The 14,860-nt window shown below is 72.0% G+C and carries 12 protein-coding genes and 1 pseudogene; 3 read left to right on the top strand and 10 right to left on the bottom strand.

The window, feature by feature from the left end:
• Positions 1-252: pseudogene (locus ACFVJQ_RS16645) on the bottom strand (FMN-binding protein); the annotation flags it as partial.
• A 19-nt stretch (positions 253-271) separates the two neighbouring features.
• A complete protein-coding gene (locus tag ACFVJQ_RS16640) occupies positions 272-1,609 on the bottom strand; it encodes a ferric reductase-like transmembrane domain-containing protein (RefSeq protein ID WP_385784463.1) in 1,338 nt (445 codons plus the stop codon).
• 152 nt (positions 1,610-1,761) lie between these two features.
• Here ACFVJQ_RS16640 and ACFVJQ_RS16635 point away from each other — a divergent pair, with 152 nt between their 5' ends.
• Complete coding sequence (locus ACFVJQ_RS16635; RefSeq protein ID WP_385509579.1) at positions 1,762-2,451, top strand: response regulator transcription factor; 690 nt, start codon at positions 1,762-1,764, stop codon at positions 2,449-2,451.
• Positions 2,448-3,908: a sensor histidine kinase gene (locus ACFVJQ_RS16630; RefSeq protein WP_385509578.1), complete on the top strand. Its 1,461-nt coding sequence runs from the start codon at positions 2,448-2,450 to the stop codon at positions 3,906-3,908. Before ACFVJQ_RS16635 ends, ACFVJQ_RS16630 begins: the two co-directional genes overlap by 4 nt.
• Before the next feature lie 48 nt (positions 3,909-3,956).
• Here ACFVJQ_RS16630 and ACFVJQ_RS16625 read toward each other — a convergent pair whose 3' ends face one another.
• The 3 genes from ACFVJQ_RS16625 to ACFVJQ_RS16615 all read right to left on the bottom strand — a co-directional run bounded on the left by ACFVJQ_RS16625 (position 3,957) and on the right by ACFVJQ_RS16615 (position 7,111).
• Positions 3,957-5,069 carry a sensor histidine kinase gene (locus ACFVJQ_RS16625; protein ID WP_385509577.1) on the bottom strand — a complete coding sequence of 371 codons (1,113 nt, stop codon included), beginning with the start codon at positions 5,067-5,069 and terminating at the stop codon, positions 3,957-3,959.
• Positions 5,070-5,072: 3 nt separating this feature from the next.
• Positions 5,073-5,780: a response regulator transcription factor gene (locus tag ACFVJQ_RS16620; protein ID WP_385509576.1), complete on the bottom strand. Its 708-nt coding sequence runs from the start codon at positions 5,778-5,780 to the stop codon at positions 5,073-5,075.
• 89 nt (positions 5,781-5,869) lie between these two features.
• The gene (locus ACFVJQ_RS16615) at positions 5,870-7,111 is read right to left on the bottom strand and encodes a PP2C family protein-serine/threonine phosphatase (protein WP_385784458.1); all 1,242 of its coding nucleotides are present in this window, start codon (positions 7,109-7,111) and stop codon (positions 5,870-5,872) included.
• A 102-nt stretch (positions 7,112-7,213) separates the two neighbouring features.
• On the opposite strand from ACFVJQ_RS16615, the gene ACFVJQ_RS16610 reads away from it, so the two are divergent.
• Positions 7,214-8,089, top strand: coding sequence for an undecaprenyl-diphosphate phosphatase (locus ACFVJQ_RS16610; RefSeq protein ID WP_385509574.1), 876 nt, complete (start codon positions 7,214-7,216; stop codon positions 8,087-8,089).
• 6 nt (positions 8,090-8,095) lie between these two features.
• Here ACFVJQ_RS16610 and ACFVJQ_RS16605 read toward each other — a convergent pair whose 3' ends face one another.
• The 5 genes from ACFVJQ_RS16605 to ACFVJQ_RS16585 form a co-directional block, all read right to left on the bottom strand.
• Positions 8,096-11,359: a SpoIIE family protein phosphatase gene (locus ACFVJQ_RS16605; protein WP_385784760.1), complete on the bottom strand. Its 3,264-nt coding sequence runs from the start codon at positions 11,357-11,359 to the stop codon at positions 8,096-8,098.
• A gap of 112 nt (positions 11,360-11,471) precedes the next feature.
• On the bottom strand, positions 11,472-11,879 hold the full coding sequence (gene msrB / locus ACFVJQ_RS16600) for a peptide-methionine (R)-S-oxide reductase MsrB (protein WP_385784455.1): 408 nt from the start codon (positions 11,877-11,879) through the stop codon (positions 11,472-11,474).
• A 14-nt stretch (positions 11,880-11,893) separates the two neighbouring features.
• Positions 11,894-13,282: a UDP-N-acetylmuramate--L-alanine ligase gene (gene murC / locus ACFVJQ_RS16595; protein WP_385784452.1), complete on the bottom strand. Its 1,389-nt coding sequence runs from the start codon at positions 13,280-13,282 to the stop codon at positions 11,894-11,896.
• A 90-nt stretch (positions 13,283-13,372) separates the two neighbouring features.
• Complete coding sequence (locus tag ACFVJQ_RS16590; protein WP_385509571.1) at positions 13,373-13,846, bottom strand: indole-3-glycerol phosphate synthase; 474 nt, start codon at positions 13,844-13,846, stop codon at positions 13,373-13,375.
• A gap of 128 nt (positions 13,847-13,974) precedes the next feature.
• Positions 13,975-14,742: a pyrimidine reductase family protein gene (locus tag ACFVJQ_RS16585; protein WP_385784449.1), complete on the bottom strand. Its 768-nt coding sequence runs from the start codon at positions 14,740-14,742 to the stop codon at positions 13,975-13,977.
• Between the last annotated feature and the right edge of the window lie 118 nt (positions 14,743-14,860).

Raw genomic sequence — 14,860 nt, 5'->3', positions numbered from 1 at the left:
CAGCATCCGGACGGCGGTGATCTCGCCACCGTCGAACGTCACCTCCACCTGCACGTCACCCTTCTCCGTGTGGACGGTCGAGCCGACGACGACCTGGGTCGAGGTGCCGGGGGTTCCCGCGGTGGAGGGCGCGGAGGGGGTCGCGACTGGCTGGGCGGCCTCGGTCGTGGTCGTGCCGTCCGAGGGCGCGTACCGCCAGACGGGGATCAGTCCGGCAACGGTCAGGACCAGGACAGGAAGTGCTCGTTTCACGGTAGGTACCTCGTCCCCGTCATCCGGCCAGGCTGAAGCGTTCGAAGTGGATCTGCGGCTTGGGTACGCCGAGCTCGCGCAGGCTGCGCAGCACCGCGGCCGTCATGCCGGGCGGGCCGCAGACGTAGACGTCGCGGTCGGCCACGTCCGGGACCAGCCGGGCCAGTTCGCCGGGCGCCAGCTTGTCCGGGGCGACCGGGCCGGTGACCAGATACAGTTCGGCGCCCTTCGCCTGGGCGAGGTCGCGCAGCTCGTCGTAGAGGACGGCGTCCCGGTCGCTGGACACGCGGTAGATCACCACGGCGTGGCCGTGCAGCTCCTCCAGCAGGGCCCGGATGGGGGTGACGCCGACGCCGCCGGCTATGAGCAGGGCATCGGGGCGGGTGCGGTGCATGGTGGTGAAGGCACCGTAGGGGCCCTCGGCGAAGACCCGGGTGCCGGCCTTCAGATGGCGCAGGGCGGCGGTGCCGTCGCCGGCGGCCTTGGCGGTCAGGCGCAGGGTGCGGCCGTCCGGGGCCGCCGACAGGGAGAACGGGTTGGCCTGCCACCAGCGGTCGCGGGTGAGGAACCGCCACAGGAAGAACTGGCCGGCCCGTGCGGGCAGCCGGTCGAGGTCGCGGCCGGTGACGTAGATGGAGACGACGTTGTCGTTCTCGGGGACGACGGCCGAGACGCGCAACTGGTGGCGGTGGTTCCGCCACAGCGGCAGCACCACACGGCCCACGGCTACCGAGCCGAGCGCGACGCCCCACAGGGTCCACCAGTACGCGGTGGCCGCCGGCGAGGCGACGAAGGTCGTACCGACCGCCACCTGGTGCGAGAAGGCCAGGACGACGGCGATGTAGGTGTAGAGGTGGATGAAGTGCCAGGTCTCGTAGGCCAGCTGGCGTCGGGCGAACCGCGCCGAGACCGTACCGATCACGATGATCAGCGTCAGCGCGACGGCCGCGCGCAGCACGCCCTCGACGGTCTCGGCCAGGTCGATCAGCTGGTTCACCGGGTCCAGCCCCGAGGAGTCGGCGTAACCGAAGGTGATGAACACCGCATGGGCCAGCAGCGTCCACAGCAGTGAGAAGCCGACCCAGCGGTGCCACAGGGTCAGCCGGTCCATGCCGATCCGGCGGTCGAGCCAGGGCAGCCGGGCCACCAGCAGCAGCTGGAACGCCATGAGGAGGGCGCCGTACAGCCCGGCCAGCCGGCCCAGAACGATCAGCGCGTTGGAGGCGAACCCTGCCTGGACGAAGAAGACGGTGACCACGGCCACGTTTGCGGCCAGCACGGCGTACAGACCGGTGCGGGCCACCACCTTGGGGCGCAGCGCCGCGGTGGGCGCGGGAGGTGACTGGACTGTCGTCACGGACGGCAACTCCTTGATCGGGGCCTGAGGACTCCGAGCTTCGCTGGCGGGAGCTGTCGAATTCCTGTCGTACGACTTTCAAGTGGATATCGATGTGGACGGGGATGGTCACCTGGTCTGGCATGGGAGAACGGTTGGCGCACTATGAACGGGTGGAAAAAGTACGGCTCCTGGTCGTGGACGACGACCCGCCCATCGCCGACCTCGTCGCCACGGTCGCCCGCTACGAGGGGTGGGAGGCGGTCACGGCGAACTCCGGCGACGAGGCACTGCGCCGCGCCGCCGAGTTCCATCCGGACATCGTCGTGCTGGATCTGATGCTGCCGGACATCGACGGCTTCGGCATCCTGGACCGGCTGCGCAGTTCGGGGACGATGGTGCCGGTGGTGTTCCTCACCGCGCGGGACGGGATATCCGACCGGGTGGCGGGGCTCACCCGGGGCGGTGACGACTATCTGGTCAAGCCGTTCGCCGTGGAGGAGCTGATGGCCAGGCTGCGGACGGTGCTGCGGCGCACCTCCGTGCCCGGTTTCCAGCGGTCGGTGCTCCAGGTGGCGGACCTGACGATGGACGAGGACACCCGAGAGGTGCGGCGCGGCGGGAAACTCCTGACGCTGACTCCGACCGAGTACGAGGTGCTGCGCTATCTGATGCGCAAGTCGCCGACCGTGCTCACCAAGGCGCAGATCCTCGACCATGTGTGGGAGTACGGCTTCGGCGGCCGCTCCAACGTCGTCGAACTGGTCGTCAGCCGGCTGCGCCGCAAGCTCGACGACACCGGCTCCCCGCTGATCCACACCGTCCGGGGCTTCGGATACGTGATCCGGCAGGCCGCCGAGTGATCCGCCGGCTCCGGCAGACGTACCGCAGGCTCCGCCTGGGCACCCGGCTGGCGCTGGGCCTGGGCGCCCTGGCGCTGGTCGTGTTCGCCGTCGTCGGCACGGCCCTGACGACGTACATGCGGGACTACCTGTCGGCCCAGCTCGACACGCAGCTGGCGCAGGGCCAGATCGCCCAGTCCAAGAGCATCGCGGACTACGGCACGCTCTCGGGAAAGAAGTACTACAGCTGGTTCTACGCCGTGTACGACGTGTCGGACGGCAAGCCCGTGCTCCGCAGGCCCGAGGACCCCGGTGACCTGCCGCGGGACGTCGACGACTTCACCGCCCTGGCCCGGGCGCAGTCCACCGCGGACACCGAGCTCCTGCGCACCGACCACCTCGAGGGCAAGGGCACGTACCGGCTGCGCGCCTGCGAGGTCGAAGCCGGAGTTGTCCTGGTGAGCGCCGCGCCCATGGACGACATGGAGGACACGATCAGCCGGCTGATCACGATCCAGGTCGTGACGTTCGTCCTCGCGCTGATCGCGCTGGTGATCTTCGGCCGGAAGATGCTGCGGCGCGGGCTGAAGCCGCTGAGCGACATGGCGCACACCGCGCACGGCATCGCCTCGCACGATCTGACCGAGTCGGCGGCGCGGCTGCCACTGCGGGCCGACGGCCCAGGCGGCGGGCCGGAGGTGGAGGAGCTGCGCACGGCGTTCAACACCATGCTGGAGCACATCGACGACTCCCTCGCCGTGCGCGCCGAGGCCGAGCAGCGGCTGCGCCGGTTCGTCGCGGACGCCTCGCACGAACTGCGGACGCCGCTGATGTCGGTACGGGGCTATGCGGACCTGTTCCAGTACGCGGCCGCCAACGCGCCCGAGGAACGGGAGAAGCATCTGGCGCGGCTGCGTGCCGAGGCCGCCCGGATGGGCTTCCTCCTGGACGACCTGCTGCTGCTCGCCCGGCTGGACGCCGCCGAGGTGGAGGCCCCGCTGCGGCTCGCGGACGCCGACCTGGTGGAGCTGGTCGAGCAGGCCGCGGACGCCTTCCGCGCCGCGCACCCGAGCCACCCGCTGACGGTGACGACCGGGAACGGGCCGGTGCGGCTGCGGCTGGATCAGCAGCGGATCCGGCAGGTGCTGGACAACCTGCTCACCAACGCCGCCGTGCACACGCCGGCCGGCACAAAGGTGTGCGTGGAGACCTCCGTGACGGCCGGCGCGGCGCTGGTCCGGGTCACCGACCGGGGACCCGGGATTCCGGCCGCCGACCGGGAGCGGGTCTTCGACCGCTTCTACCGCGTCGACAAGGCCCGCAGCCGCGACCGCGGCGGCAGCGGGCTCGGGCTGTCGGTCGCGAGCTCACTGGTACGGGCCCACGGCGGCACGATCGAGCTGACCGGCGAACCGGGGAGGACGGTGTTCACCGTCCGGCTCCCGGTTCAGGAGTATTCCGGGTTCAGGAGCAGGTGACGTCCGAGGTGCTGTGACGGCAGTGCGTGCCTTCACCGGGGGGGCGCGTCAGGTGTCGGCCGTCGGAAGCGTCACCTCGAATCGGCAGCCGCCGGTGACGTTGCGTACGGCGGCCCGGCCGTGGTGGGCCTCCACGATGCCCCGAACGATGGCGAGTCCCAGCCCGGCCCCGGCCGGTGGCGTCCGCGCGTCGGTGCCGCGCCAGCCGGTGTCGAAGACGCGCGGCAGGTCCTCGTCCGGGATTCCGCCGCAGCCGTCCGTCACGGACAGGACCACACCGTCGGGCGAGCGTTCGGCGGCCACCGCGACCGTGCCGTCGGCCGGGGTCCGCCGGATCGCGTTCACCAGCAGATTGCCGAGCACCCGGCTCATCTCCCTGCCGTCCACCTCGACCGGCACCGGCTCGACCCGGTCGCCGACGAGCCGTACGCCGTGCTCGCGGGCGACCGGGTCCACGCCCGCGAGGGCGTCGCCGACGAGGTCGTACACCGAGATCCGGCTCGGGCTCAGCGCCAGCGTCCCCGCGTGGATACGGGAGAGCTCGAACAGGTCGCCCACCATGTCGTTGAGCCGCTCGGCCTCGGCGCGGATCTGCCGCAGATAGCGGTCGGGGTCGGCGGCGACACCGTCCTCCAGTGCCTCGGACATCGCGCGCAGTCCGGCGAGCGGGGTGCGCAGGTCGTGCGAGATCCAGGCGACCAGCTCGCGCCGGGAGCTCTCCAGGGCGCGCTCGCGGTCCCGGGACTCGGCGAGTTTACGGCTGGTTGCCTCCAACTCCCGACTCAGCGCGGCTAGTTCGGCGGTAGCCGGGCCGTCGGGGCTGGTGAAGTCGCCGCCGTCGCCGAAGGAGCGGGCGGCGAGGGTGAGGGCGCGGCTGCGGGCGACCACCCAGCGGCCGAGCAGCAGGGCGGTGGCCAGGGAGACCACGGCTGCCATCGCGACGACGGTGGTCACGACGGTCAGGTCGTGCCGGGACAGGAACATCGCCTGCGCCACCGCGAGCGTGCCGGCGAGCATGGCACCGACGGCGACGGCGACGACCACGGCGAGGTGCGCGGTGAGCGAGCGCCGGCGGATCAGCAGCAGCACGCCCGCCCCGAGCAGCCCGGCCGCGGCGGCACCGAGGAAGGCGAACAGGGCGATGAGCAGGGTGTCGCGCACGGCTCACGCCTCCCCGTCGGCGGAGTCGAAGCGGTAACCCACGCCCCACACCGTCTGGATGAACCGCGGCCGGGCCGGATCGTCCTCCACCTTGCCGCGCAGCCGCCGCACATGGACGGTCACCGTGGACAGGTCGCCGAAGTCCCAGCCCCACACCTCGCGCATCAGCTCCTCCCGGCTGAACGCCCGTCCGGGATGCCGGAGGAAGAACGCGAGCAGGTCGAACTCCCTGATGGTCAGGGCGAGTTCGACTCCGTTCTTGGCGGCGCGCCGGGCGCCGGGGTCGACGGTGAGCCCGGCGGTCCGCAGGGTGCCGGCGGGCTGCCGGCCGGGCCGGGCGCGGCGCAGTACCGACTCCACCCGCAGGACCAGCTCGCGAGGGCTGAACGGCTTGGTGACGTAGTCGTCGGCGCCGACCTCCAGGCCGAGAATCCGGTCGTCCTCGTCGCCGCGCGCGGTGAGCATGATGACCGGCACGGGTCCGCGGTCCCGCATCCGCCGGCACACCTCGAGGCCGTCCATGCCGGGCAGCATCAGGTCCAGCACCACCAGGTCCGGCCAGTGGGCGGCGGCCCGCGCGAGGGCGTCGGGGCCGTCACCGGCCCGGTCCACGACGTATCCGGCCCGGTCGAGATACCCGGAGACGACCTCGGAGACGGTCGGGTCGTCATCGACGACGAGCACCCGGGCCCCGTACGACTGCTGTTCCATGCCGCCAGCCTCGCACTCGGTACCGGCAGGTGGCGCCGCCGCCCCCGGATGTCCCGGATTCGTAAGGAACCCGACCGTGGTGGGAACGTTCAGGCGTGCCCGAAGACCTCGTGCACCGGGGGCGGCCGGTGCCGCAGCCGGGCCGCCAGGACAGCCACGTCGTCCTCCGCGTGCCGGGCGTCGAGGCGGGCCAGGACGGTGTCGAGGATGCCTTCGACCCCCTCCGAAGCGTTGAAGTGGAGCCTCGCCAGTCGGTCCAGGGACTGGTCGATGTCCTCGCCGCGGTGCTCGACGAGCCCGTCGGTGAACAGCACCAGGGTGCTCTCGGCGTCCAGCTCGTACGTGGCCGGCTCGTAACCGCCCAGTCCCGTGCCCAGCGGCGGGCCGACCGGCACCGGGAGCAGCGATGTGTCGCCCTTGCCGTCGATCACCGCGGGCGGCAGATGGCCGGCGCTGGCCAGCGTGACCTGTCCGCGGTTGGGGTCGACACGCACGATCAGACAGGTGGCCGGCCGGCGGTCGGACTCGCTGGAGGCGATGTCGTCGAGCTGGCGCAGCACCCGGTGCGGCGGAAGGTCGGCGGAGGCGATGTAGCGCAGGGCCGAACGGTAGGCGGTCATGTCCACGGCAGCTTCAATGCTGTGCCCCATCACATCACCGACGACGAGCAGCGTCCGCCCGAAGTGCAGCCGGACGGTCTCGCACCAGTCACCGCCGACCAGGGCGCGGTGCCCCACGGGCAGATAGCGGATCGCGACGTCCAGGTTCGGATGCGGCCGGCCGGGCTCGGCGAGCAGCGCGCGCTGAAGATCGCCGACTATGCGACCCATCCGGTCATACTCGCGGGCGTGCCGGACGTGCGAGGCGGCCCGCTCGGCGAACAGGGCGAGGGCGTCCGTCTCCGAGCGCGTGAAAACCCCCTCCTGCCGGGCGCACACGAGGACGCCGTAGTGGTCCTCGCCGCTGGCGAGCGGCACACAGAGCGCCGGGCCGGCCTCGTGCCGTCCGACCCGGCTGCCCACCCTGCGGACCACCGCCGCGGCCCACGCGATGTCGGGCAGCACGGCGGCGTCGCCGCTGACCGCCTCGTACACCGACTCCGTCTCGGTACCGCCCCGCACGATCGCCGCGGCACCGCCGATCAGGTCGGACACCGCGCTGGTCAGCTCCGAGCAGGTGGTCTCCTCGTCCAGCGTCGTGCCGATCCCGGCCGCGGTCGACCGCAGCGCCGTCAGCCGCGACGACACGCCGGTGCCGGCCGCGGACGCGTTCGCACGGCCGACGGCGTGCACCATCGGGGGTCTTCGGAAGGACTGGAGCCATCGAGCCACACTGAACACCTTAAAACGTGCTTAACACACACAGACCGCACAGGTTTCCCCGAGCAACCATCTGCGGACGTCTGGACGTCGAAATACTGAACGGCTGACCCCATGAGCTGGTTTGAATCCATCATCCTCGGCCTGATCCAGGGCCTGACCGAGTTCCTGCCCATCTCCTCGAGCGCGCACCTGCGGCTCGTCGCGGCCTTCTCGGGCTGGCAGGACCCGGGCGCGGCCTTCACCGCGATCACACAGATCGGCACGGAGACCGCCGTGCTCATCTACTTCCGCGCCGACATCGGCCGCATCGTCAGCGCCTGGTGCCGTTCCCTGGTGGACCGAAAGGCGCGCCAGGACCAGGATGCCCGCATGGGCTGGATGCTGGTGATCGGCTCGATTCCCATCGGCGTGCTCGGTGTCACCTTCAAGGACCAGATCGAGGGCCCGTTCCGCGACCTGCGCCTGACCGCCACCATGCTCATCGCCATGGGCCTCGTCCTGGGCATCGCCGACCGCATCGCCGCCCGCGCCGAGGTCGGCGGCCGCCACCGCACCGCCGTCGTGGGCAAGACCCTGCACGACCTCACCGTCCGGGACGGCCTGGTCTACGGCCTGTGCCAGGCGATGGCACTGATCCCCGGTGTCTCCCGGTCCGGCGCCACCACCAGCGGCGGCCTGTTCATGGGCTATACTCGGGCGGCCGCCGCACGGTACTGCTTCCTGCTCGCCATCCCGGCCGTCCTCGCCTCCGGGCTCTACGAACTGAAGGACGCCACCGAGGGCGGTCACGCCACCTGGGGTCCGACGCTGCTGGCCACTCTCATCGCCTTCGCCGTCGGGTACGCCGTCATCGCCTGGTTCATGAAGTTCATCGAGACCAGGAGTTTCATGCCGTTCGTGCACTACCGCATCGCCCTCGGCCTGGTCATCATCGCCCTGGTGACCTTCGGCGTGATCAGCCCGCACGCCGCCGAGTCCGCCGGCTGACGCCCCTCAGGGCAGTGGCTGTTCCGTCCAGATGACCTTGCCGTCCGTGGTGTAGCGGGTCCCCCAGCGCTCGGTGAGCTGGGCGACGAGGAACAGCCCGCGCCCGCCCTCGTCCTCGGTCCGGGCGCGGCGCAGCCGGGGTGAGGTGCTGCTGCCGTCGGAGACCTCGCAGATCAGCGCACGGTCACGCAGCAGCCGCAGCCGGACCGGGCCGGTCGCGTGCCGGATGGCGTTGGTGACGAGTTCGCTGGCGACGAGTTCGGTGGTGAAGGCCATGTCGTCCAGCCCCCAGGCGGCCATCTGGTCGGTGACCGCCGCACGGGTGCGGGAGACCACCGCCGGGTCGCTGGGCAGCTCCCACTGCGCGACCCGCTCCGGCCCCAGTGCGTTCGTACGGGCCACCAGCAGGGCCACGTCGTCGCTCGGCCGGTCCGCGAGCAGCGCGTCGAGGACAGCGTCACAGGTCTCCTCCGGCGGCCGGCCGGCGCAGGCCAGTACGGTACGCAGCCGCTCCAGGCCGGTGTCGATGTCACGCAGCCGGTCCTCGATCAGGCCGTCGGTGTACAGCACGAGCTGGCTGCCTTCGGCCAGGTCGAGCTCCACGGTCTCGAAGGGCATCCCGCCGAGCCCGAGCGGCGGCCCCGACGGCAGGTCGACGAACTCCACGGTGCCGTCGGGTCCGACGACCACCGGGACGGGGTGCCCGGCACGGGTGAGGCTGCAGCGCCGGGACACCGGGTCGTAGACGGCGTACAGGCAGGTGGCGCCGACGATGCCCGCGTCCGGATGGGTGTTCTCCACCGCCCAGCCCTCGCCGCGGTCGAGCCGTCCGACCAGGTCGTCGAGGTGGGTGAGCAGGTCGTCGGGCGGCAGGTCCAGGGAGCAGAAGTTGTGCACGGCGGTACGCAGTCGGCCCATCGTCGCGGCTGCATGCAGACCGTGGCCGACGACATCGCCCACGACCAGCGCCACCCGCGCGCCGGACAGCGGGATGACGTCGAACCAGTCGCCGCCGACGCCGGCCTGCGCGGGCAGATAGCGGAAGGCGGCCTCGACCGCGCTCTGCTCGGGATGCCCCCGGGGCAGCAGGCTGCGCTGCAGGGCGAGAGCGGTGGTGTGCTCGCGCGTGTAGCGGCGGGCGTTGTCGATACAGATCGCGGCGCGACCGACCAGTTCCTGGGCGAGGGACAGGTCGTCGTCCTCGAAGGGGGCGGGCTGCCGCGAGCGGTAGAAGCTGACCACGCCGAGGGTCGCGCCGCGCGCCTGCAGCGGAACGGTGATCAGGGAGTGGACGCCCGCCGCGAGCATCCGCTCGGTCCCCTCCGCGTCCTGGCCGTGCCGGCCTTCGGCCGCGGCCAGGACGGGTTCCAGCACCGACTGGCCGCTCTCCAGACCGTGGGCCTGCGGCGTGGCCGGGCCGTAGTGGACCGCTCCACCGGTCTCCTGCAACGGGGACTCCTCGGGTATGGCGCCCAGTGCGACCCGGCACAGCGCGGTGTCCTCGCCGAGCGGCCCCGGCTCGTCGCCGCGCAGCACGGAGGCGGGCAGGTCTACGGCGGTGAAGTCGGCGAACCGCGGAACGGTCACCTCCGCCAGCTCCTCCGCGGTGTGCGCGACGTCGAGGGTCGTTCCGATCCGGACGCCGGCGTCGTGCAACAGCTCCAGCCGCCTGCGCGCCAGCACGGCCAGCCGACCGACACCGGGCTCACCGACGAGCAACAGCCAGCCGTCGGCGGCCGAGTCACCGGCGTCCTCCCGCAGCGCGGTGAACGCGGAGACAGCGGGCGCAGCGGGCGCCTCCGGCGGGGGGACAGTGGGCGCAGCCGGTGCCTCCGGCACGGGGACAGCTGGCGCAGCCGGTGCCTCCGGCGGGGAAACAGCGCGGGCAGCGGGCGCCTCCGGCGGGGAAACAGCGGGCGCAGCCGGGTCGGCCGGTGCGGATCCGACCGTCCGCATGACGACGGCGGACGCCGACGGCACGGAAGCCGTGCTCGACGCCGCCAGGAACGGTGACGCGGCGGGAGCATCCGACGCAGGCGGCGATACGGCAGCCTGGGCCGACGCGGCAGAAGATGCCGACACGGCAGGAGGCGTCGGCACAGCAGACGAACCCGGCCCAGGAGCCGCCGACACCGCAGACGAGCCGGCCGCAGGAGCCGCCGAGACGGCAGACGAACCCGCCCCGGAAGCCGGCGCCACACCAGGGGTGACCGGCGCGGCAGAAGCCCCCGGCGTCGGGACCGGCACGGCAGTCACCGTCGGGAGGGCGGCGGATACGGGCGTTGCCCCGGGCGCGGCGGGGCCGTCCGTTGCCAGTTCCACGTGCCGCAGTCGCGGTTCGCCGAGCACTCGGGCCTCGACCACGACGCCGGTCTCACCGGCATCACCCCTGATCGGCCGGCGCAGCAGGATCGCCACTCGGCCACCGGAGAGGGCCACCTCGTCGAAGGTGAGGTGCGGTGAGGCGATGAGCTCCTCGGCCTTCTCCCGCAGCACGGCGAGATCGAGCCGGCCGAGGTCCGTGCCGTCGTGGCCGGCCTCGGCGCCCGCGGGCGCCTGCTCGGGCTGCCGCGGCCATGCGCCGCCGCCGTCCGCGGCATGCGAGGCCCGACGGTATGCGGTGAGCAGCGCCCGCTCCCGCTCCGTCGCCTGCTCCAGCAGCCGGGTCTCGATGTCCCGGGCGGCATCGTGCACCAGCCGCACCATGGCGGGGTCGCCCTCGTCCCGCAGACAGGTGAGGTCGAGGACGGCCTCGATACGCCCGCTGAGCGGATTCCGCACGGGTGCGCCCGCGCAGGTGAACAGGGACAGGCAGTCGGCGAAGTGCTCACGGCCGACGACATAGACGGGCCGCCGCTCGGCCAGTGCGGTGCCCACGCCGTTGGTGCCGGCGACCTCCTCGGACGCGCAGAAGCCCGGGGCGAAGTTCACCTCGTCGAGCAGTGCGAGCAACTGCCGGTCACCGCCGTGCCGCTGGACCAGGCGGGCCTGCCCGTCGCACAGCACGACCGCCATGCTCACCTTCTCGAACGACGCGGTCAGACGCTTGAGCACCGGTTCGGCGGCGCGCAGCAGCGGGTCCTCGACCGCGAGGTCCGGCGCGTAGGGGATCAGCAGCCGGTGCGGCTCGAGCCCCGCGAACCGGCACCGCTTCCAGGAGTCGAGCACCGAGTCGCGTACGTCCGACTCGACCCGTGCACCGGCCAGGAACCGCTCATGAGCATCGACGAGACCGCCGATGTCGTCCCATGCGACCGACAACGGGACCACTTCCTTCACCTGGAGGAGGCCCCGGCACACACCGTCGTTCGGCTCGCCCTGCGGGGAGATCCTCCAGGTGCTTCAACCCTAAACCTTGCGTGACGCACGCCACAACGTGCGCTCACTCCCCTTCGGGCTGCAACCTCAGGGAGATCGAGTTGATGCAGTACCGCTGGTCCGTGGGGGTCGGATACCCCTCACCCTCGAACACATGCCCGAGATGGGATCCGCACCGCGCACATCGCACCTCGGTGCGCACCATGCCGTGCGAGCGGTCCTCGACGAGCTCCACGGCGTCGGTGTCCTTCGGGTCGAAGAAGGACGGCCAGCCGCAGTGGGACTCGAACTTGGTCTCCGAGGTGAACAGCTCGGCACCGCAGGCCCGGCAGGAGTAGACGCCCTTGGTCTTGGTGTCGGTGTACTCGCCGGTGAACGCGGGCTCGGTGGCGGCCTCGCGCAGTACGGCGTATTCGGCCGGCGTCAGCTCCGCACGCCACTGCTCGTCCGGCTTTTCGACGTCGTACGACATGAGCGTTCAGCCCCTCACTTCGACAGGCGGTCCAGGATGCGCGGGCCGAGGTCGGTGACATCGCCCGCGCCCATGGTCAGAACGAGATCACCGGCCTTCGCCATTCCCGCCACGACCTCGGGCACCTCCGCCTTGTCGTGGACCGGTGTCACGTCGGCGCCGGCCGCGCGGGCCGCCTCGATGATCAGTTCGCTGGTCACGCCGGGGATCGGGTCCTCGCGGGCCGGGTAGATGTCCAGAACCACGGAGGCGTCGGCCAGGGCCAGGGACCGGCCCATCTCCCTGCCGAGCTCCTGGGTGCGGGAGAACAGGTGCGGCTGGAAGACGACCAGGATGCGCGCGTCGCCCGCCGCCGCGCGCATCGCCTCCAGGTCCGCCGTCATCTCGGTCGGGTGGTGGGCGTAGGAGTCGATCACCTGAACGCCCGCCGCCTCGCCCTTCAGCTGCAGGCGCCGCTTCACTCCCGTGTACGCGGCCAGCGCCGGGGCCAGCTCCGCGGCCGGCACGCCGAGGGCCGCGCCCGCCGCGAGGGCGGCGACCGCGTTGTGGGCGTAGTGGCGGCCCGGGACGGAGACGGTGAAGGTGAGTTCCGTACCGTCCAGAAGGACGGTGACCTCGCTCTTCAGCCCCTGCGGCACGACCGACAGGACGCGTACGTCGGCGTCGTCCGCCTCCCCGTATGTCACCGTCCGCACGGCCCCGGCCAGCCGCCGGGTCAGCTCCCGGGCGCCCTCGTGGTCCGCCGAGATCACCAGCGTCCCACCGGGCACGATCCGCCCGGCGAACGTCTCGAACGACTCGTAGATCTCGTCCATCGACGCGTAGTTGGCGTGGTGGTCGAGCTCGACGTTGAGGACGATCGCCACCTCGGGCGCGTACTTGTGGAAGCTGCGATCGCTTTCGTCCGCCTCGGCGACGAAGATCTCGCCCTCGCCGTGCAGCGCGTTGGAGCCGGGGGCGTCGAGGTCGCCGCCGATGGCGTACGACGGGTGCAGGCCCAGCTCGGACAGCGACACCGCCAGCATCGAGGTGGTGGTCGTCTTGCCGTGCGTGCCCGCGACCGCGATCGGGCGCAGGCCGTCCATCAGGGCGGCGAGCGCGTCGGAGCGGTGGATCACCGGGATGCCCCGTTCGGCCGCCCGGGCCAGCTCCGGGTTGTCCGCACGGATCGCCGACGACACCACGACACAGCTGGCGTCGTCCGCGAGGTGCTCGGCCGCATGCCCGATGTGCACGGTCGCACCCAGCGCGCGCAGGGCCTCGGCGGTCTCCGACTCCTTCGCGTCGCTGCCGGCGACCTTGGCACCGCGCTGCGCGAGGATCTTCGCGATGCCCGACATCCCGGCGCCGCCGATGCCGATGAAGTGCGGTCGGTCCATGGCGGTAGGAAGGCCGGGTGCCATGCGTGTATCTCCCCAAGATCCGAATGCGACGATCAGCGCCCGCGAGCGAACGCGGGCCCCAGCCTATTGCCTGCGGCCGACAGCGCCTCACTATGCCTTGCTGTGCGAGAACAACTTCAGCACGGGCACTCCGACCCGGTGCCGGGCCCGCGAAGCCCAGTCCCGGTGGAAGAACTCCTCCACGTAGTGGGGATCGGTCAGGACGATCACCTCGTCGGCACCGGTCTCCTCGACGAGGTCCTTGAGCACATCGAGCGGGTGGGCCTCGATCAGCCGCCCCTCCGCCTCGCTGCCCGAGGCCCGCAGCGCCTGCAGGGACACCTCGAGCGCCCGCTGCCCCTCCGTTCTGGCCGCCTCCCCCTCCGGGGTCTCGCCCTCGCGCACCGCCTCGTCGAGATCGCCGAGGGCGAGGTCGTCGATGGCGCGCAGCAACCGGTCCGCCTGCTCGCCGCGCGGCTGGAGCAGCACGTGGAAGGTGACCGGCTCGTCCCCGTGCAAGGTGGTGACGAACTCCACGTCGGCGGACGTCAGGGCCTTCTCGATCATCAAAACGCTTGTGAACACCAGGCGCCCCTTCTCCTCCGTGGGCCGTACCAGGCCCTGCGGAAACCATCCTGCCCCGTGATCGCACGGGTACTGCGAGTCCTAGTGTGCCCGGCGAAAGCTAAACGGAACGGACAATTCCGCCGACCTCAGGACCGACGGTAACGGGAGAACAGAAACCCGGCCTCTTCCAGCAGGGACGCCAGGGCGAAACGCTGCGGCACCGCCACCGACGGCCCCCCTGCGATCCGCTGCGCGTCGCCCGCGGTGAGCATCGGGGACACGGTCAGGCACAGCTCGTCGAGCACCCCGGCGGCCACCAGCTGGCCCAGCAGCCGTGGGCCGCCCTCGGTCAGCAGTCGGGTGTACCCCAGCTCGGCGAGGGCCCGTACGGCCCGGGCGGGCTCCACTCCGACGCCGTCACCGGCGACCACCACCCGGGCGCCGGCCTTCTCGGCCGCCACGATCCGGTCCGGGGCCGCGGCGGCGCCCGTGAGGATCAGGGTCGGAACCAGGGGCGAGGTGAACAGCGGAAGCGAGAAGTCCAGATCCAGACTCGCGGTGACCACCGCGATCGCGGGCGCGGGCCCCTGCCCGGCCGCCTTGCGCAGCCCCGCGAACTCCGCACGCGCGCGTGCCGGGCGATACCCCTCCTGACGGACCGTTTCGGCGCCGACCACGACCACGTCCGCCAGCGCCCGGAGCGTGCCGAAGATCCGCATGTCGGTGGCGTTGGAGATGGGCTGCGAGCGACCGTCGTGCTGGGCGGCGCCGTCGAGCGTGCTCACCATGTTGGCCCGCACCCACGCCACCGGCTCTCCCGGCCGGGGCTCGGGATAGGCATAGGCGGCGGCCAGCTCGGCGAGGCTCCACTCGCGGTCGTCCGGCCGGTCGGTCACAGGGAACAGGCGTCGCATGCAGTGCAGTGTTCCACGCGGGGGAGGAACCGTCCGACGTCTCGCCTTCCCCCGAGCGGGGGACCCCCACCGTGGGCCCGGCCACATACAGCCCGCAGCCCACAGCCGGACCCGGGCC

It is taken from the genome of Streptomyces sp. NPDC127197 (assembly GCF_042672405.1).
Classification (GTDB): Bacteria; Actinomycetota; Actinomycetes; order Streptomycetales; family Streptomycetaceae; genus Streptomyces; species Streptomyces flavusporus.
This window is presented reverse-complemented; position numbering and strand designations above follow the sequence as displayed.

What these genes read in the sequence shown, in the direction of transcription:
- ACFVJQ_RS16620 (WP_385509576.1), bottom strand. Translation starts at nt 5,780, where the DNA reads ATGGAACAGCAGTCGTACGGGGCCCGGGTGCTCGTCGTCGATGACGAC.
- murC (WP_385784452.1), bottom strand. Translation starts at nt 13,282, where the DNA reads ATGGCACCCGGCCTTCCTACCGCCATGGACCGACCGCACTTCATCGGC.
- msrB (WP_385784455.1), bottom strand. Translation starts at nt 11,879, where the DNA reads ATGTCGTACGACGTCGAAAAGCCGGACGAGCAGTGGCGTGCGGAGCTG.
- ACFVJQ_RS16585 (WP_385784449.1), bottom strand. Translation starts at nt 14,742, where the DNA reads ATGCGACGCCTGTTCCCTGTGACCGACCGGCCGGACGACCGCGAGTGG.
- ACFVJQ_RS16610 (WP_385509574.1), top strand. Translation starts at nt 7,214, where the DNA reads ATGAGCTGGTTTGAATCCATCATCCTCGGCCTGATCCAGGGCCTGACC.